General features: G+C 55.4%; 16 protein-coding genes. 13 read left to right on the forward strand and 3 right to left on the reverse strand.

Annotation, left to right across the window (positions count from 1 at the left end):
• The 5 genes from NZ823_10245 to NZ823_10265 form a co-directional block, all read left to right on the forward strand.
• Window positions 1–1,539, forward strand: a 1,539-nt coding sequence (locus tag NZ823_10245) for a TIGR03986 family CRISPR-associated RAMP protein (GenBank protein MCS6805504.1), incomplete at its 5' end; no start/stop codon positions are given.
• Between the two features lie 270 nt (window positions 1,540–1,809).
• Window positions 1,810–2,745: a CRISPR-associated ring nuclease Crn3/Csx3 gene (crn3, locus tag NZ823_10250; GenBank protein ID MCS6805505.1), complete on the forward strand. Its 936-nt coding sequence runs from the start codon at window positions 1,810–1,812 to the stop codon at window positions 2,743–2,745.
• A gap of 25 nt (window positions 2,746–2,770) precedes the next feature.
• On the forward strand, window positions 2,771–3,850 hold the full coding sequence (locus NZ823_10255; protein MCS6805506.1) for a hypothetical protein: 1,080 nt from the start codon (window positions 2,771–2,773) through the stop codon (window positions 3,848–3,850).
• A complete protein-coding gene (locus tag NZ823_10260; GenBank protein MCS6805507.1) occupies window positions 3,847–4,548 on the forward strand; it encodes a hypothetical protein in 702 nt (233 codons plus the stop codon). Before NZ823_10255 ends, NZ823_10260 begins: the two co-directional genes overlap by 4 nt.
• Window positions 4,549–4,790: 242 nt before the next feature.
• Entirely contained in the window at window positions 4,791–5,594 is an 804-nt protein-coding gene (locus tag NZ823_10265; protein ID MCS6805508.1) for a Uma2 family endonuclease, read from the forward strand.
• Between the two features lie 360 nt (window positions 5,595–5,954).
• Here the strand turns inward: NZ823_10265 and NZ823_10270 are convergent, their stop codons facing one another.
• Window positions 5,955–8,603: an SBBP repeat-containing protein gene (locus NZ823_10270; protein MCS6805509.1), complete on the reverse strand. Its 2,649-nt coding sequence runs from the start codon at window positions 8,601–8,603 to the stop codon at window positions 5,955–5,957.
• 191 nt (window positions 8,604–8,794) lie between these two features.
• Between NZ823_10270 and NZ823_10275 the strand changes: the two genes are divergently transcribed.
• The 5 genes from NZ823_10275 to NZ823_10295 all read left to right on the forward strand — a co-directional run bounded on the left by NZ823_10275 (window position 8,795) and on the right by NZ823_10295 (window position 16,632).
• On the forward strand, window positions 8,795–10,357 hold the full coding sequence (locus tag NZ823_10275) for a M20/M25/M40 family metallo-hydrolase (protein MCS6805510.1): 1,563 nt from the start codon (window positions 8,795–8,797) through the stop codon (window positions 10,355–10,357).
• 60 nt (window positions 10,358–10,417) lie between these two features.
• Window positions 10,418–11,155: a glycosyltransferase family 2 protein gene (locus tag NZ823_10280; GenBank protein ID MCS6805511.1), complete on the forward strand. Its 738-nt coding sequence runs from the start codon at window positions 10,418–10,420 to the stop codon at window positions 11,153–11,155.
• 7 nt (window positions 11,156–11,162) lie between these two features.
• Window positions 11,163–12,314 (forward strand): glycosyltransferase, encoded by a 1,152-nt coding sequence (locus tag NZ823_10285; protein MCS6805512.1) that lies wholly within the window; start codon window positions 11,163–11,165, stop codon window positions 12,312–12,314.
• A 136-nt stretch (window positions 12,315–12,450) separates the two neighbouring features.
• Window positions 12,451–14,289 carry a hypothetical protein gene (locus NZ823_10290; GenBank protein MCS6805513.1) on the forward strand — a complete coding sequence of 613 codons (1,839 nt, stop codon included), beginning with the start codon at window positions 12,451–12,453 and terminating at the stop codon, window positions 14,287–14,289.
• A gap of 45 nt (window positions 14,290–14,334) precedes the next feature.
• Window positions 14,335–16,632: a hypothetical protein gene (locus tag NZ823_10295; GenBank protein ID MCS6805514.1), complete on the forward strand. Its 2,298-nt coding sequence runs from the start codon at window positions 14,335–14,337 to the stop codon at window positions 16,630–16,632.
• A gap of 494 nt (window positions 16,633–17,126) precedes the next feature.
• Here the strand turns inward: NZ823_10295 and NZ823_10300 are convergent, their stop codons facing one another.
• Together NZ823_10300 and NZ823_10305 are read right to left on the reverse strand one after the other, a co-directional pair.
• Window positions 17,127–20,300, reverse strand: a complete 3,174-nt coding sequence (locus NZ823_10300; GenBank protein ID MCS6805515.1) for a carboxypeptidase regulatory-like domain-containing protein — start codon at window positions 20,298–20,300, stop codon at window positions 17,127–17,129.
• Window positions 20,300–21,484 (reverse strand): ScyD/ScyE family protein, encoded by a 1,185-nt coding sequence (locus NZ823_10305; protein MCS6805516.1) that lies wholly within the window; start codon window positions 21,482–21,484, stop codon window positions 20,300–20,302. Before NZ823_10305 ends, NZ823_10300 begins: the two co-directional genes overlap by 1 nt.
• Window positions 21,485–21,848: 364 nt before the next feature.
• Here NZ823_10305 and NZ823_10310 point away from each other — a divergent pair, with 364 nt between their 5' ends.
• From NZ823_10310 to NZ823_10320, 3 genes are read left to right on the forward strand one after another with little or no spacing between them, the layout of a single operon-like run.
• On the forward strand, window positions 21,849–23,519 hold the full coding sequence (locus NZ823_10310) for an alkaline phosphatase family protein (protein MCS6805517.1): 1,671 nt from the start codon (window positions 21,849–21,851) through the stop codon (window positions 23,517–23,519).
• Complete coding sequence (locus tag NZ823_10315) at window positions 23,516–24,715, forward strand: glycosyltransferase family 4 protein (protein MCS6805518.1); 1,200 nt, start codon at window positions 23,516–23,518, stop codon at window positions 24,713–24,715. The genes NZ823_10310 and NZ823_10315 overlap by 4 nt, the downstream gene beginning before the upstream one ends.
• Window positions 24,712–26,187 carry an oligosaccharide flippase family protein gene (locus NZ823_10320; protein ID MCS6805519.1) on the forward strand — a complete coding sequence of 492 codons (1,476 nt, stop codon included), beginning with the start codon at window positions 24,712–24,714 and terminating at the stop codon, window positions 26,185–26,187. The genes NZ823_10315 and NZ823_10320 overlap by 4 nt, the downstream gene beginning before the upstream one ends.
• Window positions 26,188–26,433: the final 246 nt, after the last annotated feature.

Genomic DNA, 26,433 nt, shown 5'->3' on the forward strand with positions numbered 1-26,433 from the left:
AAGAGCAAAGAATTCATTTTCTTTTTGCCTGCTGATCATGCGGAAGAAATCTCCGTGCCTGATGAGATGATCGAACGATTCCAGGATGACGACCAAATTACGCAATGGCAAGAAAGAGCCTTTCCAAAGGATAAGCCTGACCCGAATTGTCGTGACCGCAATGGGATGGTTCGCAAGAACCCACCAGAGCCTGGTGATCCTGTGTTCTTCTTGCGAGAAAACGAGCAACTTACTTTCTTCGGGCGGGCCCAGATGTTCCGCCTGCCCTACACGCAACGCCCCATAGACCTTGTTCCGCCAGAATTGCGCCGACCTGAAGACATTGACTATGCGGAAGCGTTGTTCGGCTTTGTGCGAACCAAGAAAGAGCTGGCAGAGATGAAACAACGCGGTGTCATCCAGGAAATCCCGAAGCAGGGCGATAAGCGTCGGGCTTATGCTGGTCGGGTGTTTGTAACAGACGCCGTGTTAGAAGATGGGCAGAGCGACTACTGGCTATCTCCTGATCCAATCACTCCAAAGATTCTCGCCACGCCGAAACCGACTGCCTTTCAACACTACCTTGTGCAAACCGGGGACAATAAAAGCCAACTAAAGCACTACGGCAGTCCAACTCCACAGGACACCATCATTCGCGGACACAAACGCTACTGGCACCAGGGTCTGAGCTCAGACGAAGGGTTGACGCTCGATCGAATTCGGGAACTGATCGAGGACGAGAGAGCGCGACTCCACCAGTTAGCAGAAACGAGTACGCAGCACACGCAATTCAAACCGGTAAAACCAGGTGTGAAATTCACGTTCCGTGTTTACTTCGAGAACCTCTGCGACCGCGAGCTGGGCGCACTGTGCTGGACGCTGCATCCGTTGGGAGATTCGAGCAAAGAATATTGTCACCATCTCGGCATGGGCAAGCCGCTGGGCATGGGTGCGGTGAAGCTGGAGGCAACCCTGCATCTGACCAATCGGTCCACGCGCTACGGTACACTGTTTGATGGTGATAATTGGCAGACAGGAGCAACAGCAAGTAGTGAGTCGTTGTCCGACCGCGGAACGCTGGAAGCACGCGTCAAAGATTTTGAGCAGCATGTCCTCGAAACGCTCGGCCACAGCGCAACAGGCCATCATCTCTCTGAAGTGAAGCGCATTGGAATGTTGCTCAAGCTGATGGAATGGCCAGGCTTCCGGGCAGTGCCGCCTATTCCCGGTCAGCCTGCGCCCAACAATTGTGTTATTACCGAAAATGGAGTCCAGCGCCCCAATACGCGCTACATGATGATTGAACTGCCGGGTGTTTCAGGATCAGGGAGAAATGAATACCGTGACCGTCCCGTGTTGCCCGATCCTTGTGCCTTCGATTCCAGTATCTGCACTCTCGCTGAGTCAGCTTCAAACAGCTCGGATGCACCTGCAAGTGCATCAGCTCAACCCAGTACCTCCAGTGGCTCGACTCCTTCACTGCCATCATCCTTGAAGGTCGTCTCTAATCCATCCGGTCGAAAAGCGAAAAAACGAAAGCGGAAGAGGCCAAACCGATAACAAGACGGGAGTCAGTTACTCCGATGGGAGATGACAGAAGTGACAAACCGGCAGCTCAAACCGATGACGGTGAGATTACCGTCTGCAGTAATTTCCCTCCATATCCGAAGGGAACGGCGGGAACGCGCTGTCGCGCTGACGTCACGAGGGAAGAGGGAAAAGCACGCCGTGCACTATTTAAGGGGTGGAAGTAGATGAACCCGTGGTGTTAGTTTGACGCACATATCTTTTCTAACCTAAAAACTATCTGGTTCAAAGGAGAGATCAGAGATGAACACGCGTGATGTAACCGTAACGCTGATTCCTACCGAAGAGGATTTTCAGATCCTCGACATCTTCATGGAAGCTGGGCGGATTCGACCCGATGTCATCCGCTCTCTGAGCCTTCCCTCGAACATCGATCCTGCCAAGGGAGTCGTCATTAGTGGGAGAGCACCAATTTGGTTATATGCCCGTTTAGTTCACCTATGTTTGAACGCCCCATGGGTCGCCACGTATGACCCAAAGGCTGGAGCTATCATTGTTGTCCGTCGCTCGGTGGATCGGCCACAAGTGGGTGATGTCATTCCGAAGGAAAAGGTATTCTGCTATTTGCCCAAGCATTCGGGGCCATCCAACCAAGAGGAGCCAAAGCCTGGAATCGGCTCCAAAGCGATTGCTTTCCTGGGACCGCCGCACAGTGGAAAGTCGGTGTTGATGAACGCACTTCGAATCAAGATGCAAGAGGTACTCCCTGCTGAGAAATTTCAACGTGATTTCTACGTTCTTCGCGCCTGCCCTGACGGCGAGGGGGATTGGTTCAACGAAATTCCCCAAGAGGTCGCAATGACGCTACGCTATAAGAACCGCTTTGACGATGAGTTTGTGAATCAAATCTGCCAAGCCCTAGAGCAGCTCCGCCAACAAAAGCAACTATTGCTCGTCGACTGCGGTGGCAAGATTGACAGAAAGAACCAGCGCATCCTCAACCGGTGCACACACGCCGTCATCGTGTCGCGCCATCCTGAGGAAATCCCCCTCTGGCGAGGAGCGGCGTTCTCCAGTGAGCTGGAAATCCTGGCGGAAGTAGAATCCCTCACCAATTCCTGCGCTGAAGTGCTTTCTTCTTCGCCTCTTCGCATACGCTTAGGCAAGTTAGAACGAGGAGAACGCTTGGCTGTTCCCGACGAGCTTTGGGGTTGCTTGAAATCTTTAATTGTTGATTGAAAATCTTTTGATTTGGAGATCGCTTATGGCACGCATCACAGAACGCAGCGCACGCGAGGCAGGGGCAGAGGATGCAAGAAGGAATTATCCTCCAAGCGACTTTGATGGCCAAGACGGTCGCATTTCGGACTTTGAGAAGCAAGTGGCCACTGTCACTAAAAAAGAGATAGCGGATGCCGTTGAAAAATGGCGTCAAAGGGAAAACGAGGTGCTGAAGGAGCTCAGGACCATGGTTCCCGAATTACAGGCATCGCTCCACCGCTTCGAGGATACTCTGGAAACCCACAGGCGCCAATTTAGCCGAGATGTTGCCCCTGAGCCACCCCATCGTTATGGGAAAGTAGCCATTGCTGTCCTTGTTCTCCTTTTCCTCTTCGAAGGAGGCGTCAATATCTTCACGTTCCGCTTCCTGCGTGAGCCCGGCATCACCACTGTTGTCATTGGCCTGGCATTGGCAGTTCTCATCCCCTTCTCGGGATTCTATGCGGGTCGAATTCTGAAAGCCAAGGAGAAAGGATTTGTGGAGTGGGTTGTCGCCGTGCTGTTAGTCTTGAGTGCAGCCGCCCTGATCTTTGTTGTGGCACAAGGACGGCGGATCGGAATCGAGGCGCGTAAACACGATCCCAAAATTGTCGAAGAAGCGTTCTTAATTTTTCTGCTTCTGAATATCTTGCTCTTCGGGATCGCTTTTGGGGATGGCTATTTTTCAGGATACGTCTATCCCCGCTTGCAGAAAGCGTATGAGGAGCTGAGGCGTCGGAAGCGCCAATACATGAACAGACGTGCCCGCTTGAATGAGGCGTTCATCGGTGCTCTTAGCCATGTGCGGGAGAAGCTCGCCACGGCGCAACAACTTGGTGTGGTTTATCGCGAGGCTAACAGAAGAGCGCGAGGCAACGTGCCTCAGGAGGAGATACCAAAGTATTTTGTTGATGCGAGCTTCAAAGTAACCAGTGAAGTGCCCCAAGAAATAAGGAAATATCTTGATTCAGATGAGCCGGTGCGTGATTATGAGAAGAACCTGACGGATAACGAAGAGGCTATAAAGAATGGGCAAGAGTTGATCGGGAAAATAGATCGAGCCTTCAAGGAGGCTAAGTCATGAGATGGCTTCTTTTCCTCTGCGTGACAATCTTGTGCATTGGATGTAACAAGACAAAGATTGAGACGCTGGGTGTTCTGGTGATGGTTGATTTTTCAGTGAGCGCGCGTCCAGACCTGCCTGATTATCGGAAATATCTTTCCGTCATCCTGAACGAAATGCCCGCAGACAGTCGTCTCGTTGTCGGTAAAATCGGAGAGACCACTGAGGCTACCTTTGATCCCTTCATTAACGAAACGTTCCCTGATGAAGATTTTTGGACAACCAACCCTCAGGATGTTGCTGATGAGAAAGAGGCCATCAGAAAAAGATTCGAAACGCGCTGCGAGGAGGCTTTTCAGAACCCGACACTCAGTCCCTGGACGAACATCGTATCAGCTCTTTCTTTAGTTAAGCAGGTATTTCCAGATTCCAAGCGCCGTGTTCTCGTGCTGCTTTCAGATATGTTACATAGCTCATCGGACTTTGACCTGGAGAAAGTCAACATCACCGATGAATACATTGAGGCGACAATTGACAGGTTGAAGCGGGAGGATCGCCTACCACGACTTGATGGAGTAGAAGTTTATGTTGCGGGCGCTCGCGCGCCGACTGACGAGCGGTATCGGGCTGTCAGGAAATTCTGGGGTCGCGTGTTTGAAGAAACCGGTGTTCAACTTAAATCGTATGGGCATACCCTTCTCAATTTTGAGCTGCGATAAGCGAGTACGGCTTGACAGTAAGCGTTTTGAAAATGGTGACTGAGAGGGCAGAAGGTACAACCTCCCACGACTCCCCACACCTTTTTGACCTGCTACCCGTAGCGTGTTCACTACAGCCCGCCATGTGCGAGTGAGCCTGATTGAGACGGCAGCGGACATTGATGAAGATGGTAGCTGTCCCTGTGGGATTACGGTGGCTTATGCTAGAATGCTGATGATCAATAATCACGACGAGGACGATTATGTCTCAACCACTGACAGAGTTCATGCCGGATATTCGCCACATCATCACGGAGGACGATACTCCTGTGGACAATTTTGCCTCTGAAAAACAGCAACGGCTGCTGACCGAACCGCTCTACAGCTCATGGGCAGGCCCCGGCCAAGGGCGATCATTTCTGGTGGCTGCTAATGTAGGAATTTTCTACACGCCCCGCGCAGCGGCGATTGTGCCGGACGTGTTCCTCAGTTTGGACGTAGAGGTTGCGCCCGATTGGTGGCAGAAGGAGCACCGGTCATACTTTCTGTGGGAGTTTGGCAAGCCGCCGGAAGTCGTCATTGAGATTGTCTCGAATCGGGAAGGCGGGGAGGCTGACGAGAAGAAACAGAAGTACGCGCGGATCAAGGTTGGGTATTACGTGATTTACGATCCGTTGCAGCAGGTCATGCCAGAGCCGTTGACGATTTATCAATTGCGTGGGCATACGTATGTCTTACAGGCGGAGCCGCGCTTTCCTGATCTCAAGCTTGGTTTAACGCTGTGGGAAGGGGAATACGAAGGTAGGCAGGATGTATGGCTACGATGGACCGACGAGCAGGGACGAATTATCCTGACCGGTAAGGAGCGGGCTGAGGCGGAGCGGGAGCGGGCTGAGGCGGAGCGGGAGCGGGCTGAGGCGGAGCGGGAGCGGGCCGAGCAGGAGCGGCAACGGGCCGAGCAGGAGCGAGCGGAGAAGGAAGCATTACGTGAGCAACTTGAGTTGGAACGCCAACGCGTTGCCCAACTGACAGAGCGCCTGCGACAACTAGGCAGGGAGCCAGAGTAAAGATTTTCGTTGCTCAGAGCCTTCCCCTGTGTGGGTTCACACACCGATGAGTGGCGAGAAAGAATTAGCTCATGAAGCGCGCGAGCGACGCGAAAGAATGTCTTTTCCAGCATTCGTAGTGTGCGGCAACGCATCTCAGCGGTTTTTCTGAAAATCACCACAAAGACACAAAGAACGCAGAGAAGAAGCGTGGCCAACAAACTCCTTGACAATCCGAAGGCAATATAGGGTTCATGCTGGCAATCTAGCAGAGAAGAAGCGTGGCCGACAAACTCCTTGACAATGGCACTTGCTTCACCTCTCCATCTTGGCGGTGCTGTTTTTCATCCTCCGTTGTGTCCGCTCACAGATGAGCAATTGTTATGGCGTTACTGTTGCCGTCAGCGTGAATGTGGCTGCGCCCGGTCCGAAATTAGCGACGGCAATATAATACGTGCCAGCTCGCAACGGAGGCGAACTCGTCGTCGTGATAGTGATCGTCTCTGTGCCCCCAGCGGACGTTGAGCGATAATCCGCCACAGCTTGGCCACCTTGAATTTGAATAGGCTGACCGAAACGGACGAAGAGATCAACATCTTGATTGCCACTGAGATCAACTCTCAATCGCGTTGCGCCACTCGGAACTTGAATCGTGTATTGTGTTGAGTTGAGAATGCCGCTGCCCGGTTGAGGCGCTGGAATCGAACCCGTGTGCGGCACGCCGGAGGTGAGCATGATCACCGGAACCTGTGGAGGCGGGGCAGCTTGTGCAGCGAGCTTGGCGACGAATACATCAATTGCGCCAGCCCGCTCCCGCTGAAATGCGCTCGCCGTAGGGAAGTTGTTGGACGTGGTGATACCGGTTACATACGCTGCACCCGTTGAATCCACCGCAATGCCATACCCCGCGTCGCCGCTGTCAACACCCAGCAAGATGTTTTCGCTGCCACCCAGGTAGGTTGAGTAGACAAGGCCTGCCCCGGACGGATTCAGTTTCGTGACAAAGGCATTGGGATAGGTGCTGGACCCCAAAAACGTGCTTTGCCCCGGCAGCGCATCAAGGACAGGAAAGTTGGCCGACGTAGTTTGCCCAGTTACATAGACGTTGCCGGCTTGGTCCAGGGCAATTGCGTAGGCAAGATCATCACTGTTGCCGCCTAGAAAGGTTGAGTAAACAAGCGCTGTGCCACTGGCGTTAAGCTTAGCGATGAAGCCGTCCCTGAAGCCGCCATGTGTTCGCTGAAAAGCGCCGCTCGTTACCGGGAAGGGTTTCAAAGGAGGTGAACGATCTGTGGACAGAGTCCAGCCGGTCACATAGGCGTTGCCGGCGCTATCCACAACGATGCCGCGACCAACATCAGGCCGATCGCCCCCCAGGAAGGTTGAGTAAACGAGCGCCGTCCCGCCAGCATTCACCTTGGTCACAAACGCCTCACACTCGAAGCAGCCGACGACCCCACAACCGGTATCGGTGTGAGTTGGCTGAAAGACGCCCGGCGTTGCCGGAAAATCAGGAGACTTGGTACAGCCCGTCACATAGGCATTACCGGCGCTATCTACGGCGATGGCGTAGCCTTCATCATCTAATGGATTGCCGCCGAACGTCACGCCGTAATTGAGCGTCGAGCCTGTCGGATTCAGTTTTGCCACGAGCACATCATAGGAGACATTGGCAGGGCGATACGACCGGCCGACGATATACGCGCTGTTGGTGGCGTCCAGCGCAATCCCATAACCGAAGTCACGCTCAGCCGTGCCAATGTAGGTGGAGTAGATGAGCGATGAGCCCGTCGGACTGAGCTTCGTCACGAAAGCGTCATACTGGCCGCCGCCGAACGTGCGCTGAAACGCGCCTGCCGTCGTTGGAAAGTTGCTGGAACCGGTCAACCCTGTTACATAGGCATGACCCATCGCGTCCACAGCGATGCCGTAGCCAGTCTCGCTATCGGAGCCGCCCAGATAGGTTGAGTAGACAAGCGCGCCGCTGGGGCTAAACTTGGCCACAATGGCATCAAACGGGCCTGAAGTTTCATAAGCATTCCTTGTCGGGAAATCGGAAGAAATGGTTTCGCCGGTCACATAGACGCTGCCGGTGGCGTCTACAGCGATGGCATAGCTTCGATCATTATTGTCGCCTCCTAAGTACGTCGAGTAGCTCAACACAGGATCAATGATGAGCGGGTGACTGGTGTCGTAGCGTTCCACCTGAAAGCCGATGATCGAGCGCGGCGCTTCCATCAGTTGGCTGCCCGTGGACGATTGGGATAGGAATTTGAATGAGCCAGCGACGTGCACTCGTTGGCCGTTAATGTCTTGATAGATGAACGGTCGCCGCTGGCGAAGCTGTTGGCGGCCGATGTGGATGACGAGATCACCTTGGGCATCTATGTTCAGGTGATCACCACCCTCAATGCCAATTCTGATGACGTTAGGATCAATTCCCGGCGCAACGACGAAGTCGTATTCCAATTGGTTCTGATTGCCATAGTAAATGAGGTCCACGCCGGGATAGACCTGAGCATATTTGATCTTGGCGTACATGGGAATGTCTGTGCGCCATTGCTGCGGGTCGTTGCCGATGAAGTAATGCTTTCGCGCGGCTATTGGCTCTAAGCCGACAATCTGAGGTGTAGTCCTAGCGCCGATCAGCTTCAGGCGCAGTGTAGCCGATTGTGACTCTTGGAGGTTGGTTTCGGGTTCGCCGGCGTCTGCTCGGGCGGTTGAACGATCTTGCTTGGACTCGCGAGCGTTCGTTGCTCGCAGGTGTAAGACAGCCTCGGTGGCAGCGAAATACACGTCGTAGCCAGGCCCGCGCGCCAGGAACTTGACGCGAGGATCACACTGTCCTTGATTCGATTCAAAGCTCAATGGTTGTTGCGCGAAACGTGTGTTGACCCAGGAGGTCAGCGTCGCTGCGCGGGCAGATAGCGCAGAGTTGAGGCTGGCCGCGCCGTTGATGTCGTGATGAAGGGGAGACGTCCAGCCAAGCCACCATACACCAATCAGCATAAGGGAAAACGTTCGTTTCATGGATCTCCACTCCAGCTTTCAACTTTTGCATAAGAGGGCGGCAGATTACAAAATATCAGTCCATTTTTCAAGTCAAACGCCACGACGCGGGTTCGGGACGTAAGGTCGTGATGGCGCGGCTTCGTTGCATGAGTGCTTGAGTTTGGTGGCGAGGTTGTGTAGCTTATGCCTGCTCATGTAAGGAGGATTCAATGAAAAAACAGATTGCATTGTCTCTCATTGTAGTTTGTTTATCGGTGGCGCTTGTTCGGGCGCAAGAACCTGTTGATCTGGGGATGGTGATGCGCATCAAGGCGGAAGGGTTTGAGCGATCAAAGGTCATGGATACGCTCTGGTATTTGACCGAGCATGCCGGGCCGCGATTGACGAATTCGCCGCAACTGAAGCAGGCCAGCCAGTGGTGTGTGAAGAAACTGACCGAGTGGGGGCTGGTGAACGCGCGGCTGGAGCCGTGGGGCATTTTTGGTCGTGGCTGGTCGGTTGAGCGGTTTTCCATTGAGATGGTTGAGCCGCATTTCATGCCGATTATCGCCTATCCGAAGGCATGGACGGCCAGTACCAACGGCGTCGTGAGTGGCACGCCAGTACTGGTTGAAATTCGGTCGGAAGCCGATTTTGAGAAGTATCGCGGCAAGCTCAAAGGGGCGATCGTCATGAATGAATCGCCGCGTCAAGTCGAGCCTCGTTTTGAAGCCGACGCTCGACGCCATTCGGATCAAGACTTGCAACGGCTGGCCGGCGCGCCGGAACCGGCAAGCGTGCCAGGTCGCGCTCAGCAGCGCCAGGAATTTCGCGCGCGACGCGCCTTGCAGGAGAAAATAGGAAATTTCTTCCGCCAGGAGGGCGTCGCTGTGCTGCTGGAGCCGAGTCGCGGCGAACACGGCACGATTTTTGTCGCCGGCGGTGGGGATTATAAGAAGGATGGCGAGCCTGGTGTGCCTGCCTTCGTCGTTGCGATTGAGCACTACGCGCGGATCGTTCGACATCTGGAGCGCAAGCAGCCGGTCAGATTAAACATTGAGTTGCGGGCAAAGTTTCATGATGAGGATTTGCAAGCCTACAACGTGATCGCTGAAATTCCCGGCACGGACCCGAAGCTCAAAGATGAATTGGTCATGCTGGGGGCGCATCTGGATTCGTGGCATGCCGGCACAGGGACAACCGATAATGGCGCTGGCTCGGCTGTGGTGATGGAGGCCGTGCGTATCCTGACGGCCATCGGCGCGCGGCCCCGGCGCACGATTCGTCTGGCGCTGTGGAGCGGCGAAGAGCAAGGATTGTTAGGCTCGCAGGAGTACGTCAAAACGCATTTCGCTGATCCGAAAACGATGCAATTGAAACCGGCGCATAGCAAGCTCTCGTGTTATTTCAATCTGGATAACGGCACGGGCAAGATTCGTGGCGTCTACCTACAAGGCAATGACGCCGTTCGCCCGATATTTGAAGCCTGGCTCAAACCATTTCATGATCTGGGGGCGACGACGCTGACGATCCGCAACACAGGCGGCACGGATCACCTTTCGTTCGATGCCGTTGGCTTGCCCGGCTTTCAATTCATTCAGGACCCGATTGAGTACGGCACGCGAACACATCACACGAATATGGATGTCTATGACCGCGCGTTGAAGGGGGACCTGATGCAGGCATCGGTCATCATAGCGTCGTTCGTCTATCACGCTGCCATGCGAGACGAGAAATTGCCGCGAAAGCCGTTGCCGCTGGCGCAGCCCGATGAGCAGTCAACGCCTGAGTAAATCCGTGAGACAGGCCATCGCGCGTCGGCGAGCAAGAATGCGGCTCGCCGACCACCCGGCATGAAACTCATCATTCAAATTCCTTGCTATAACGAAGCGGAGACGCTGCCGCTGACGTTGGATGATCTGCCTCGGCAGATTGAGGGGATTGATCAGATCGAAATTCTCGTCATTGATGACGGCAGTTCAGATGATACAGTCGAAGTGGCTCGGTCCCGGAACGTGCATCACGTTGTCCGGTTGACGCCGCATCGAGGATTGGCAGCGGCGTTTAATGCCGGCTTACGTGCCGGGTTGCAACGGGGCGCCGATGTTATTGTCAACATGGATGGTGATCATGCTTTTCGCGCTGAGGATATTGCGCGGCTTATTGCGCCGATACTGGCTGGACGCGCGGGCATGGTCATCGGCGTGCGCCCGTTGGATGATCGTCGGTACTTTCCGCCGTTGAAAAAAGCGCTTCATCGGCTGGGAAGCTGGCTGATCTCACGATTGATTGGACAGGCGATTCCCGACCCAACGAGTGGATTCCGCGCCTATAGTCGTGACGCTGCGATGAAACTTCATATCGTGTCGCGGCACACCTACGTGTTAGAATCAATCATTCAAGCGGCTCATCAGGGAGTCGCATTCGCGCATGTTCCCATCGGTGTGAATCCGCCGTTGCGCCCCTCGCGGCTCATCAAAAGCACAGCTCATTACGTTGCCCAATCAGCTTGGACAGTGCTGCGCGCTTGTGTGAGTTACAGAATGGGCAGGCTGCTGAAGGTGGTTGCGCCACGGTCTGGTCATGCGTGATTCGTCTATGAAGATTTGTCTATTGGGGCCGAGTTATCCCTATCGTGGCGGCATTGCGCACTACATGACGTTGCTGGCGAGAGAACTTCGCCGCCGTCATCACGTCGTTTTTTTCGGCTTCACTCGCCAGTATCCGCAGTGGCTCTATCCCGGCCAAACAGACCGCGATCCGAGCCAAGCCGCGTTGACCGACGAGTACATTCGCGTGCTCGATTCGCTCAACCCGTGGACGTGGATGCAGACGGCTCGGCGAATCTGTCGTGAGCAACCGCGGCTGTTGATTTTACCTTGGTGGACGTCGTTCTGGACGCCGGCATTTTGGACGGTTTCCTCATGGGTCAAACGAGCCAGCGCCACGACGGTTGTGTTTATCTGTCATAACGTCATTGAGCACGAGACGAATCTGATCAAGCAATTTTGCACACAGCTCGTTCTGCAAACCGGTGACGCCTTCATTGTGCATTCGACGCAAGATCGCGCGAGTCTGGCTACGATGTGTCCGGGGCGGCCGATTTATCAAGCATTTCATCCGAGCTATGCTGAGCTGGCGCCGACTCGGCTAGCGCGCCAAGAGGCTCGCCGCAAACTGAATGTTGGAGAGAAGGTGTTGCTCTTTTTCGGGTTCGTGCGGCCATATAAGGGCCTGGAATATGCCATCCGCAGTCTTCCGTTGATTTTGTCTAAGCATCAAGTGACGTTGATCGTTGCTGGCGAGATATGGTCGGGCCGACGAGAAATCAAAAAGTTGATCAGTCAATTGGGACTGGAAGCCCACGTGCGCATCGAGGATCGTTATATTGCCAATGAAGAGATCGGCCTCTATTTTTCGGCGGCTGATTTGTTGCTGTTGCCGTACCTGAGCGCCACACAGAGCGGGATTGCTCAGATTGCCTACGCGCAGGAAGTGCCGGTGGTGGCCACGCGCGTTGGGGGCTTGCTCGATGTCGTCACAGATGGGCAAACAGGCTACTTGGTCGAGCCAGCCTCGCCGACGGCGATTGCGGAAGCCGTGATTGATTTTTTTGATCATCATCGTGGCGATTACATGGTTGAGCAGATCAAGCGCCAACGATCGCGGTTCACGTGGGCGCCGATCGTTCAGGCGATCGAAGCGATCGGGCAACAGGATGATTGCGTTGACAATCATACTGTTTCATGATTAAACCTTGACTGACATTAAATCTTGACCGACATTGATCAAGCGAAATGGAGCGTGAGTGGAACCGAGTTCAACGAACGGCGTGTACACAATCCAGGTTGAGTTCGTCAAAATGACGTTGATGAGGAGGGATGCAATGTTCTCTCGAACAATTCTACGAATTATGAGCATGGCGATGATGGTCGGATTGATGATCGTCGCTTTGCTTGGAGCGCCGGCCAGCGGCGAATCGGAGAACGCGCCGGTTTCTATCATGCCGCTGCGCGAGGTGAAAGCGGGCATGAAGGGAACGATTCGGACGGTGTTTCAGGGGGATCAGATTGAAGAGTTCCAATTTGAGGTGCTCGGCACGATGCAAAGCGTCTTAGGCCCAAAGACTGACATCATTCTGGTGAGGTTGATTGGCGCCAAGCCTGAGTATACCGGCGTGGTTGCTGGCATGAGCGGCAGTCCAGCGATGATTGATGGGCGATTGGTCGGCGCGTTGTCGTTACGTTTTGGCGCTTTCGCCAAGGAGCCAATTGGCGGTCTGACGCCGATTGAATCTATGTTGCCGTTATTTGAGATGCCGTGGCCGGCCCGCCAGCAGCGCGCCGCTGTGCCAGCAGACATTCAAGCTACAGATAAACCGGCAAGCGTGGCTCAAACCAGCGCGACGAGCTCCTCGAGCGCCGTCTCGTTATTGGAGCCGATACCGACGCCGTTGTTCTTCAGTGGCTTCAGTCAAAGCATTGTTGACCATTTTGCGCCGGTCTTTGGCTCGTATCATCTTGTGCCAATGCTTGCTGGTAGCGGCGGTGCTGCCAGCCTTCAATTCAAGCCGGAGAGCGCTGCCGATTTGGTGCCGGGCGCGCCGATTTCGGCTGTGCTCGTCCGTGGCGATTTGGGCTTGTACGCGACAGGAACAGTTTCCTATCGCGCGGGGGATCGCATTCTGGCATTCGGGCATCCGCTATTTCAAATCGGCAGTGTCAATATGCCGATGGCCAAATCGCGCATCCTGGCGACGTTGCCCAGTTCGCTCGGTTCTTTCAAGATTTCGCAACTTGGCGAAACGGTGGGAACCATCAGTCAGGATCGGTTGACGGCCATCTGCGGTCTGATTGGCGTCTCGCCTTCGATGATTCCTATCACGATCAATGTGCATAGTCCCAGCCGAGGCGTTGTGCCAATGCAATTTGAAGTGTTTCAGCACCCGGCGCTCACGCCCCTGCTTATCAATGTGACGCTTGCTCAGTCAGTGTTCAATACGCTGGAGCAGAATGACGAATTGACGATTGATTACACAGCGACGATTCAGATTGATGGTCACCGAGATGTGGTCATTAGGGATTCTGTTACCTCGTTTGACCGTAGTTTCTTCCAACCTGTGGCCATCACCACGGCAGGGCGGATTGGCAGTGTGTTTGCTCGGCTGTTTAGCAATCCCGTGGAGGCGGCGAAGATCACCGGCCTACGCTTGGAATTCAAGTTGAGCGAGCAACGTCGCGCCGCGACGCTGGAAGAGCTACGCATCTCGAAGCAAGTGGTGAGCCCTGGTGATCAGATTGATGTTTACGCTGTGTTGCGCCCATTTCGCGCTGAGCCACTCATCATGCCGTTGAAAGTGACCATTCCGGCGAGCGTGCGTCGTGGCGAGAAGTTGACGTTGGTCGTTTGTGATGGATCAACATTGAGAGCGATGGAAGAACAAGAACTCAGTCATACGAATCCGTCGTTGCGAGCGATGATTGATTGGCTGAACCGCCAACGCAGTAATCGAGCGATTTATCTGCGCTTATCACAAGCCTCGCCTGGGTATGTCGTTGAGGATCGTGTCCTGCCGTCTTTACCGTTGTCGGTGATGTCTGTGATGGACAGCCTCCGCGCTGATCAGCCAGTTCGACAAGTCGCAGAGAGGGTGATGTTGCTTGATTCTGCGGCAACTGATTATGTCGTAACCGGCAAGAAGGAATTAGCCTTGACGGTGAGATGAACTGACCGGAGACGAGGATCAGAAGAGAGCTTCTTGGAGTAGATCATGAAGAATCAGCATCGTTTTTGGAGGATGTCAAATGAAGCGACCCGCCGGCGTCGTCGGGCGCTCTTGGTTGTTGGTCTTTGTATGGCCGCGTTGTCAGCGCTTCCTGTGACGTTCGTCGGCAGGGTTTTCTCTAGTACCACACAGGTGTGGCGACAGGATAGTCGTGATGATTTTGAGCAGGGCACAGCCACCAACGTCACGATTCGTTCAGATGGCTATATTCAGCTTGCTCCGCAGATGAATAAGCTCTTCGAGGCGACGGATGCGCACTTCTGGTCTGTGGCTGAAGATTCCAAAGGTCGCATCTTCATCGGCAGCGGTCGCCAGGGCAAGGTCTACGTGTATGCCAATGGGCAAGGCCGCGTCTATTTCGATGCAGTCGAGATGGAGGTGCATGCGTTAGCTGTAGACCGTCAAGATAATTTGTATGTCGGCACGTCGCCTGATGGTAAGGTCTATCGGATCAGTCCGGATGGGAGCAGTCAAGTCTTCTATGAGCCTGGCGTCAAGTACATCTGGGCATTGATGTCTGATGGCCGCGGCTCGCTTTATGTCGCCACTGGCGATGAAGGCAAAATCTTTCGTGTTGACGCGGCGGGTCGCGGCTCGTTGTTTTTTGATAGTGACGAAAAGCATATCCGATGCCTCGCGATGGATGCTCAAGGCAACATCCTGGCTGGCAGTGAAAGTCGCGCTCGCGTCTTTCGTCTTTCGCCGGCAGGGAAACCGTTCGTTTTGTACGATGCGCCGGCCAAAGAAATCACTGCCATCGTCACCGGGCCGGACGGCTCCTTGTATGTCTCTGGTATTGGCTCAAGCGATGGCACAGCGGCGGCGCCGTCTGGCAGTCGCACCACGGCTTCGGCTGGCGTTGTGCTGGGCGTTGTTACGATCACGGCAGGTGACGCCGGCTCAGCCAGCCAAGAGAGCAGCAAAGAGGCAACCGACAAGGCCAAGCCAGCGCCGCCTGGCAGCGCCGTCTATCGGATTGCTCCGGACGGGCATCCACAGGAGATTTGGCGGTCGGATAAAACAACGATTTACTCATTGGCGCTTCGTTCGGATGGGCAACTGTTGGCCGGCACAGGCGACAAAGGCGGCGTTTATCTGATTCGGCCTGATGGCACGGGCAGCGCGTTGCTGAATAATGTTGAACCGGCTCAAGTGACGGCTTTGTTGCGGAGCGCGCGGCAGCCGCTTGTCTACGCTGCGACGAGCAACTTAGCTAAGCTCTATGCGCTCAGCTCGGAGCTCGCGCGTGAAGGCACGCTCATCTCTCAGGTGAAAGATACGGCGACGTTCTCCAAATGGGGTCGAGTCTTTTTCCGGCATCAACCGGTTTCTGGCGCGGTGGCCAAGCTCATGACGCGTAGTGGTAACACAGCCGAACCTGATAATACATGGAGCGACTGGGTTGAGCTGACTGCCGCCGGCACGGTCGCCAGCCCTGATGCTCGGTTCATTCAATGGAAATTGACATTAACCGGCAGTCCGACAGGGCAGTCGCCGGTGGTGGATAGCATCGAGCTTGCCTACCTACCGCGCAATGTCGCTCCTAAAATTGATGCGTTGACGCTCCAGCCGCCGGATGTGGCGTTTGAGCAAGTGCCGTCCTATGGTGTGACGCAACCGTTCAGTTCGGCTGGCGCTTCCGGCGGCAGCAGCGTCGCTGCGCAAGCACAAACCAATCGTGTTCGACGCTGGCAACAAACGAGCGGGCAAGCACCGCCACGTCAAGTGCTCAAACGCGGCTATCGGACGATTACCTGGCAAGCCAGCGATGTGAACGATGATGATCTAGTTTACAGCGTGTACATTCGCGGCACCGGCGAAACCGAGTGGAAGCTGCTGAAAGAGAATATTGAGGATAATTTCTACTCATGGGACACCACTCAGATGCCCGACGGCGATTATATCGTCCGACTGGTGGCCAGCGATGCGCGCTCCAATACGCCTGAACGCGCGCTAACGTCTGAGCGATTGACCGAATGGTTTCAAGTGGATAATTCACCGCCGCGCATTGAGGGGTTAACGGCCACGATTGAGCCGGGACAGAACGTGCGTGTTCGGTTCACTGCTCAAGACGGGGCCACACCAATCACTGACGCTGATTTTCTCGTTGATCACCATGATCCCAAGAAATTGATTTCCACTGATGGAATTCTTGATTCTGAACAAGAGCGATTTGAATTCATCATCAGTGGGCTGCAACGAGGCGAGCGCGCGATTACCGTGCGCGTCAGCGATGGAGCCGGCAATATGGCCAGCGCGCGCACTGTGGTGAAAATCGAGTGAGACCATGGGCGGTTGAATCAGGGGGTCTCACAGCGAGGTTAGAGCGATTTTCAGTTGCGTTTACCTGGGGCCCCACATCTTGCGCCCTAATGCATGCTGGAGCCGTGCGTTCCCAGGGTAAACTCATCCACAAACCGCTCTAGGTTCGTGGAGTTTGGATAGAACGCGGATGAGGCGGATGCGGCGGATTTTCGCGGATTGATCCGCGTTGATCAGCCGAATCCGTGTCATCCGCCTTCCATGAGCTTCTCGTTAACTTATAGCCATTTTCAATTGTCTTTGCCCGGGCAGCGCCTGCCTGCGGGCTCGTGCACGCTGCAAGTGCGCGCCCCAGGGTGGATTGATTCGCAAACCGCTCTAAGTAGGTGGACAAACGTTCTGGGGCATTTTGGGCAACGGGACGTTTTGGAGTGCGGTGACGTGTCACCGCTTTCCGGCCCAAGCGGCGACACGTCGCAGCACTCCAAAAAGGCCACGAACTTTTGTCACGTTATTCAGTTTCCTCCGCGCAGAATCTTGATGCCAATTTGGAAACTCCGGGGGCCGCCCGGACCGAAGATCGGCCCAACGTTGAGGTTCTGCGAATTGACGGTTGAAGTGGAAGTCCCGAACGCTTCGGGTGACTTCTGTGCAACGTTCAGATTGGCCGTCTCTGTGGGCAAGGAAAAGTTGGCGCGGTTGAACAGATTGAATGCTTCCACGCGCAATTGAAGTCGCCATTGCTCTCCGAGCGCGATTGTCTTTGACAGGGCAATGTCATACTGACTGAATGAAGGACCCCGAAATGTATTCCTGCCGAGATTGCCGAATGTGCCGAACGTGGGAACGCTGAATGCCGCTGGATTGAGCGGTAAACGAGGGCCTCGGCGTCGTCCAAGCGTGAGCGGAACACCGGGCACCAGGTTGGGACGTTGTGAAAAAAACGGCGTGGCATCGCCGATGCCGGCAGCATCGGAGCCGACAGCGACGGTGAACGGCTGGCCTGTGCGTGAGCTGATGATGCCGTGAAAGGCCCAGCCATCTATCAATCGGTCAGGCGATTTCAAAATGCGTTTCAACGGCAGTTCCCAGCTATAACTCAAGTTGAAGATATGGCGAACATCAAAATTGGAATTGCCACGGTCAGCTTTGGCGTTGTTGGGATTGCTGGGAAATGGCGAGGCCGAACGTGCGCCCAGGATTTGCGTGCCAAACAATCCCAAGGTGGAAGCATCGTCAATGCTATGTGACCACGTGTAGTTGGCCAACACGCTGAAGCCTTGGCGCAGCCGACGTTCAAACGTCAGTTGCATGCTGCTATACACCGATTGAGCCGACGGTTCATTGACTTGGATGAGGCCGAAATTGGTGTCTTGAAATCCGGTAATGGGACCGGGCACAGTGCCAAAGGGGAAGAGGAAATTGATGATTCGTTCGCGTAACAATTTAATGCCGCGGCTGCCGACGTAGGCGATCTGTGCGCGCATCGTCGCGCTCAGTTGCAATTGGAGGTTGAGATTGTATTGGTAGCTATACGGTGTCCGCGCATTCAGTGGGATCATGGTTCCTCCGCCGAATGGCGGCTCGCTTGGCGGAGTGGTTGGCAAAAATGGCAGGAAGTCGGGATATGGGCCGGGCAAGAACGCCGTATTGGTGAGTGTGACAGGCGGATTGCTCATCAGGTTGGTGGCGATTTGTGTAAGCTGATCAAAATAGACGCCGAACCCGCCACGAAGCACCCATCGCAGTTGTTTGGGTGGGGCAAAGGCAAAACCGACGCGGGGCGCCAGGTTGTTATAATCGCCTCGATAAAGAGGCGCGCCCAGTGGCGTCAATTGCAACTGTCCGTCGGGACCGAACACGATATTGGATTGGAGGCGATTGACTTCTTTGAGCACTGTGTTGAGTTCATAGCGGAGGCCGATGTTCCAGCTCAAGCCTTGCGCAGCGTGAAAATCTTCCTGCGCGTAAACGCCCAGATTGGTGAAACGGAAGCCGCGCCGACGAATGCCAACCTGATTGATGAAAGCTTGTGGCACATTGGCAATCAAGTCGTCCGTGGTGGCAAAAACGATCACGCCGCTCTGTCCGCCGTTGGCGCCTTCATTAAATCGGTTGAGCTGCACGCGGCGAACATCTGCGCCGAGCTTGATGTTGTGACGCCCGTGAAGATAGCTCAGGTGGTTCATGTACTGAAACGTATTGAAAGCGTCGCCCTGCGGGCCGACGACGCCGCCGACGATATTGTTGTTGAGCGTTTGATCAGAAACGATGACCAGCGGCAATGTCGGATGACCATGCTGATCGAGCGCCGGCTGGGCGCCGGCCAGCGGCAGCGGGATGCTCTGTTCATGACGTTTGATGCGGCCCAGTCCCAGACGAAATTCGTTGATGAGCGTCGAGCTAAAGATGTGCGTATGGCTGAAGGTCAGATGCTGAAGGCGGCTGACGCCATCATCTACAACGTTAGGCGCGGCGGCGGCCGATGAGCCGCCAAAGCGGCGGCGGCCATCACTGCCGGCATAGCGGATGAAGAAACGGTCGGATGTGTCAATGTTGGCGTCCAGCCGGAGCGACACATTATCTTCGCGCAGGCGTGACGGCGTAATGCCGGTGAACGTGGCCAGCAATGGATTCTCAGGCAGCGGCGGGCCGGTCGGCAGGACAATTTGATTGATGACCGGACGAATGCGTGCGTCGGCGCGTTGTCGAGCCAGCAGCGAAGCAACCGTGCCGTTGGAAATTGCGCCGAAGCTTTGCCGGATGCCTTCGTAAGAGGCGAAGAAAAAGAGCGCATCTTTCTTGATCGGGCCGCCGATGACGCCGCCAAATTGATGGCTGCGCAACGGCGGGCGGGGCAGCCCAGCCGCATTGTTGAAGTAGTTATTGGCATCAAGCGCGTCATTGCGCAAGAACTCGAAGAGCGATCCATGAAAATCGTTCGTGCCGGCGCGTGTGATCACGTTGACGACAGCGCCGGCGTAACGGCCGAATTCAGCGGAAAAGTTGGACGTTTGCACTTTGAATTCGAGGATGGTATCCACGGAAGCATAAGCGGCGCTGGTTCCACTGGAGCCGGCTGCGTTGATTTGCAGCAGCGGGTCGTTTGCTTCGATGCCATCCACTAAGAAATTATTGGCCGAAGCGCGTTGGCCATTGACGACGAATGCGGCCGCGCCGCCTTCGGCATCGGTGGTAGCGCCGGCGGTCAATCGTGTCAGTTGAGCGAAATCTCGGCCATTGAGCGGCAGGTTGCGCGTCCATTGACCGGTCATGATCGCGCCCACATCGGAGGTTGTGTATTCCAGCAGCGGCGCTAGTGCATCCAGCGGAAAGACTTCGGTGAGCGATCCGACTTCCAACGCCACGTCGAGTGCGCGGTGTGTGGCCACTTGAATGCTGATCGAATCGAACATGGCGGTTTTGAAGCCAGCAGCGGAAACGGTCATTTGATAGAGGCCGGGTTCGAGGTTGGTGAAAAGATAGCGGCCTGCGGCGTCGGTCGTCGTGGCGCGTGTGGCATTGGTGGTGAGGTGGCGCAGCGAGACAGTGGCATTGACGATCACGGCGCCCATCGGGTCGGTCACAACGCCGGAGAGCTGACCTGTAATCGTCTGACCGACAGCGGTTGCCGCACAGAGCAGCGCCATGAAAATGCCGACGCGGAAGTTGCCTTTGCGCGCAATCATCAGGGCAGGCTCAGTTGAAGAATTCGACCGGCAGCGATTTCGACGATGAACAGTTCGTTATCAGGCCGATGATAGGCCATGCTGTTGGGCAACATAAGCCCATCAGCCAGAATGGCCGGATTGGTTGAGGCGAATGAATCAAAACGCAATAATCGTCCAGGTCGCGGCAGATTGGGTGGAAGCGCAAACAAGTTAGTGCTCAGTTGCAGCACGAGCAGCCTGTTGCCGCTCAGGGGCTCGACGTCCACGCAGGATGTCAGGTCGCGCAGCACGGTTTCTGTCGCGCCTGTCTCCAGGTTGATTCGTTGAATCTGCGACGCGCGCTGAGCAAAGGGAAAGCCCGTCAGCAAGGCGACGTAGAGGTGATCACCATGCTGACGCGCGCCGGTGGGAAACGGGTCAATCATAAACGGTCCGATGAGCGTGCCGGGCGGCCGCGGGATTTTGGCGAACGTAACAAAATCCTTCGTGGTCTGATTGGCCAGATCAATCTTGACGATGCGTCCGAGTCCGCCGTCAGTCACATACATCGTCGTGGGGCGACGAGCATCAATCACCAAGTCGAACGGGTTTGGGCCGCGGTAGCCGGGCAGCGTCGGATCGGCGAGGTGATCCGGTAGGAAGTTGGTGAGCGTCCGTATGGTGACCTGTTCATCGTCATCGCTTCGAATGGTGAGGGAAGCGCCGCCAGCGAGCGCGATGTGGTGAAGTCGGTTGAGCGAAAAAGGGCCTAGGTCGAAGTCCAGCTCGCGCTGGAAATCCAGTTGCAAAACAGAGCTGAACAACGGCGACGAAGGAAATGGATTAAATTCGCTCGCCGTGCCCGGTTGCATTGAGCGACCCGCTAGCGAGTCGCCGATGCCAATGCTGACGTACAGGGTGCGGCCGGCCACAGCCATGCTATTTGGTCCCGAGACATTGCCCGTTGGCCCGACAGGTTCGATCCCCGATGGCAATCCATCAATCAACGTGCGACGCTGACCAGCGGCGTTGAGCAATGAAATGCGTCCGTCATTTTTACCGCTACCGCTTTCAGCGACGACCACCAGACCGTCAGTCAAAACGATAATCTTGGTTGGCGATTGAAGACCAGTAGCAAGCACGCGAGGCGTTGCTTGACACATCGTTGTGGCAGGGAATAGCTGTAGCAGAGCCAAGACAAGAGCCAGCCATCGAGCGATCATGGACTCCTCCGGTCTTCTGTTGCGCGCGCTGGGTCTGACATCTTCACGGCGGTGAATTCTAGCTCAGGCGCTAGGGTCTGACAAGCAAACATGGGCATTGAGTCATTTATCATGAGGTGAGATGTCGGCGTAGCAGAGGTGTCTCAGATCGCACGCGTAGGTCCACGTTCGATGGCGATGGCGCACGAAACAGCCTCTGTGTAGCAGAGCGTCTGACATTGCACGCGTGAGCGCGGGTCCACGTTCGATGGCGATGGCGCGCGCAAACAGCCTCTATCAGCCGTCAAAAGCAAGGCCAGGCGAAGTCTCTCTACCTTGCGTGTCATGAGCCTTTCACCTACAATCCGGCCATTCTGCGATCATCATGAACAAAACGTTGATCATTGGGTTAGATGGTGTCGGGTTTGATGGACTGCGCCGATTAGTTGCTGAGCGACAATGTCCCACGCTGGGACGATTGATGCAGAACGGGGCATGTTGTCAACTGGAGTCCACGTTTCCCCCGATCACCACCGTTGCCTGGACATCATTAGCAACCGGCAAGAATCCGGGCAAACACGGCATCTTTGAGTTCATGGTCTCGCGTCGTGGGGATCGCCAGCCCATGCTGGCCAATGCGACCGCGCGGGATGGTGAAGCGATTTGGGAGATCGCGCATCGGGCTGGTCTCAGGGTGATTGTGACCAATTTCCCATGCACATATCCGCCCGTTGCCCTCAATGGCGTGATGATTGCTGACTTCATGACGCCGCGTGGTCGGCGCGATTTTGTTTCACCGCCTGAGCTACTGAATGAGATTGAGACAAACCTTGGGCCGTATCGCCTCTATCTGACGCAGACCTATGCGCGTGGTCAGGTGGATGCCGTCATTGATGAGTTAATCGCGGAGGCGCAGTACAAATCGCGTGTCAATCGCTACCTGATGCGACGGTTTCAATGGGACCTGTTCATTACGCATCTTTGGGGAACGGATCGAATCCAGCATGAACTCTGGCACATTACCGATCCCGCACATCCGCGTCACGATGTGGTTGAATCACGCCACTACCGGCCCAAAATCCTCGCCTACTGGCAAGAAGTGGATCGGCAGATTGATCGAATGATCCAAGAAGCTGGACCAGGTACGTCTGTTTGGATCGTCTCCGATCATGGATTTGGGCCGATACACTGGTACTGTTCGTTCAATCTCTGGTTGCTCCAGCAGGGATTCTTGACATTGAAAACTGATGCGTTGAGTCGGATCAAATGGGCATTATTTCAGTTGGGCATAACACCAGAGCTGGCCTATCGGGCGAGCCGTCATTGGTTGTTCCATCGGATTCGTCCGCCGCGCGGCATGAGCCTCGACCCGCGCTCCGTTGGTTGGTTGAGCCGTTGCTTCCTCTCGTTTTCCGATGTGGATTGGAAGCGCACGACCGTCTATAGCAAAGGGAACTATGGCCAGATGTTTGTCAATCTCCGCGGGCGAGAGCCGCACGGCATTGTCGCGCCCGGACGCGAGTATGAAGACGTCAGAGAACGCCTGATCGCCCGGTTGCGCGACGTGGTTGATCCGGTCAGTGGCCAGCGGCTCATCGGGCCGATCTGGAAGCGAGAAGAACTTTATGCCGGACCGCACGTGGAGCACGCGCCGGACATCTGTTTTCTGCCCCATGACATGCGCTATCTGGCGCTTGGCAACACCGACTTCACCTCCAGGCGATTTATCACCGGCGCGTTTGGAAACTCAGGTGGACACCGGTTGCATGGAGTGTTGCTGGCGCAGGGTGAGCATATTCGTTCCGGCGTCGAGCTTGGCCAAGCAAAAATCTATGACGTGCTTCCCAGTCTGTTGTACTCGATGGGTCTGAGCATCCCGACGGACATTGACGGACAACTGATTGCCGAATTGTTTGAGCCGCAGTATCTGTGTGCGCATCCGCCACGCTATCAGCAGGCCGTTTCCTCGCAGGCCCAAAGGCAATCCGTTGAATTTACCCCCGAAGAACAAGCTGAGGTCGAGGCACGATTAAGAAGCTTGGGATATTTGGCATGACGTCATCACGCCGCGTGCTCATGTTAACCAGCTCATATCCACGCTGGCCGGGCGATTCAACGTGCGAGTACTTACGGCATTTTGCCGAGCAACTGGCCAAGGAGTTTGCCGTCACCGTGCTGACTCCGCCGAGTCAGGGAGCCGCGTCAATCGAATCTCAAAATCACGTCTCAATCATTCGCTTTCGTTACGGCTTGTTTCGTTGGGCAGAGGTGATCCAGTCAGGGAGCGATAGTTGGTCAGTCATGCGACGTCGGTGGATAGCGGTGGGCATGCTGCCTTTGTATCTGATTTGTTTTTTCTGGCAGGCCTGGCGGTTGGCGCGTCAAGCGGATGTGATTGTCTCTCATTGGCTGGTGCCGTCGGGATTGATCGGCGCTGCCATCAGTTGGTTGAATAAGAAACCCCACGTGGCCATTGAGCATTCAGGAGCATTGCGGTTGCTCAGCACGATGCCCGGTGGCTGCTGGATCGCTCGCTTCATCATTGCCCATAGCTGTCGGGTCGTGACCGTGAGCGAGGAATTGCGCCAGCGGCTGATTGAGCTGGTTCCCGAAGCTGAAGCGAAATCCGAGACCATCCCGATGGGTGTTGATGTGGATGGGCAGATGAGGCCGGGTGAAGCCAAGAAGGATGATTTGACTGTTGAACCAGAAGGAGGCCGCGTGTTGTACCTTGGGCGACTCACCGATGTGAAAGGTGTAGCTTATCTGATCAGGGCGATGCGTCGAATCTCCGAGGCTGCGTTGATTGTCGCTGGCGATGGTGAGGCACGAGCGTCGCTGCAAGCATTGTCGCGGGAGAGTGGCACGCCGATTGAGTTTGTCGGTTGGGTTGATGCCGATCAAAAGCGGGAGCTGCTGCGGGCATGTGATGTTGTGGTGATCCCCTCGGTGGCGCTCGCTGATGGTCAGACAGAAGGGACGCCGGTCGTATGTCTGGAAGCAATGGCTGCCGGCAAAGCAATCATTGCCTCACGTGTCGGAGGTATCCCTGAGGTGATCCGCGATGGAGTGAATGGCTTTCTTGTTGAGCCGGCGTCGGTGGAAGCGCTGAGGCAAACGCTGGAGCGCGTGCTCGGCGATGAGCGATTGCGGCGCCGCGTTGGTCTGCAAGCTCGTCGAACAGCTCAACAGTTTGCTTGGCCGCGAATTGGACAACGCTATTGCCGACTGATTCACGAGGTGGCTGCGTGATACAAGGGGCGCTCAACCCAACCGATGTGGTTCAGCAGGCCGGTCGTGGCACGATCTACATCAGCGCAGCGAAGGCCTACTTCATGGCGACCGGTTTGATCATCTACGTCGTTTTACCTCGTCTGCTGACCGTCGAGCAGTTTGGTCTCTATAGCGTGGTCGTCGGCGTGACGTCGGTGATCAACGCGGTGGTGATGAATGGAACGGTGCTGACCGTCTCCAGGTTTGTCGCCCAGGACGTCACGCGCGCTGGCGCTGTCAGGAACAGGGCCTTGCAATTGCAGATGCTGATCGGTGGCGGCATCGCGTTGGTCTATTATGGTGCGGCTCCTTGGCTGGCAAGTGCCCTTCGTGACGCGCGGCTGACCACCTATTTTCAACTGATGGCCCTAATAACGCTGACATACGCGTTCTATGCCGTGTTCATGGGAACGCTCAACGGTCGTCGGCAGTTTTTGCGGCAGGCATTTCTCGATTCGATGTATTCAACATTCAAGGTGACGTTTGTTGTTGGCTTGGCATGGCTCAGCCACGCTGTGATGGGCGCGTTGGTCGGGTGGTTAATTGCTGGTCTAGTTGCGCTGGCGATCTCAATTGTGCTGGTTGGACGCACAGCATCGGCCGGTCGAGTTCAAGCCAGAGAATTACTTCAGTTTCAATCGTGGTTGTTGATCTACACGTTGGTCATCAACCTGCTGCAGAAGGTTGACCTGTTATTAGTCAAAGCGTTGTCATCGCCTGATCCGATCATCGCCAGTGAGCAGGCGGGCTATTACAATGCTGTGATGACCATTGCGAACGTGGTATTTCAATCAGTCGTGGCGATCACCTCGGTCGCGTTTCCTTTCGTCGCGCAGGCCGCATCGGGGGCGAATCGTGACGCGATCAAACAATATATGACCCAGACGACGCGCTTCAGCCTGATGGTGATGGCCTGTCTGGCGACGCTGTTTGTCGGCAATGCGGGCGGGCTATTAGCGTTGATCTATCGGCCAGAATATCTTGCCGGAACGGACGCCTTGCGCATCGCGCCGTTCGGCATGTTGATGTTTGGTTGGTTCTCGGTCTTGTGCAGCTTGATCTCCGGCAGTGGGCATCCGCGCGTGGCAGTGTGGTTGGCGGCAGTCACGTGCGTGGCTGACGCTCTGTTAAACGCTCTGTTCATTCCCGTGTGGGGGTTGGTTGGGGCTGCTGCGGCAACGTTGATCGGGATGAGCGTCGGCGTTGCATTGGGCGCTGCGTACGTTCATTGGCAGTTTGAAGCGCACATCGGTTGGATGTCGTTGCTGCGAATCGCTGCTGTAGCCGTCATCGTATTGGTTGCGTCGCAATTGATTCAAGCGACTGGCGTGTTGATGTTGCTCAAGCTGAGCATTCAGGCGCTGGTCTTTGTCGGTTTGTTGGTGGCGGTCAAAGAAATCGGCGCAGTTGAGTTGAGAGCTATGAAGCGTCTGTGGCCAACGCGGACGTAGACGAGCTTGTTCACGCCATGCGGGGAATGGGCGGGAAGTCTCGCGAAGATTTTCATGGCCGGGAGGGGCGCTGCTCGCGTGCTTGTTTGGCAGGCAAGATGCCTGCGCTCCCAAGGGATTTTCAAGGGAATCATCCATGAGCAACGGCACGCCACGATGACTGAAAATGGTTATTCTCAAAGGAGCGATCTTGGGGACGCGGCGTCGTTAGACGCTGCAAGAGGGTAGCCAGACGTGAAACGTCTG

It is taken from the genome of Blastocatellia bacterium (assembly GCA_025054955.1).
In the GTDB taxonomy this organism is placed as follows: domain Bacteria; phylum Acidobacteriota; class Blastocatellia; order HR10; family J050; genus JANWZE01.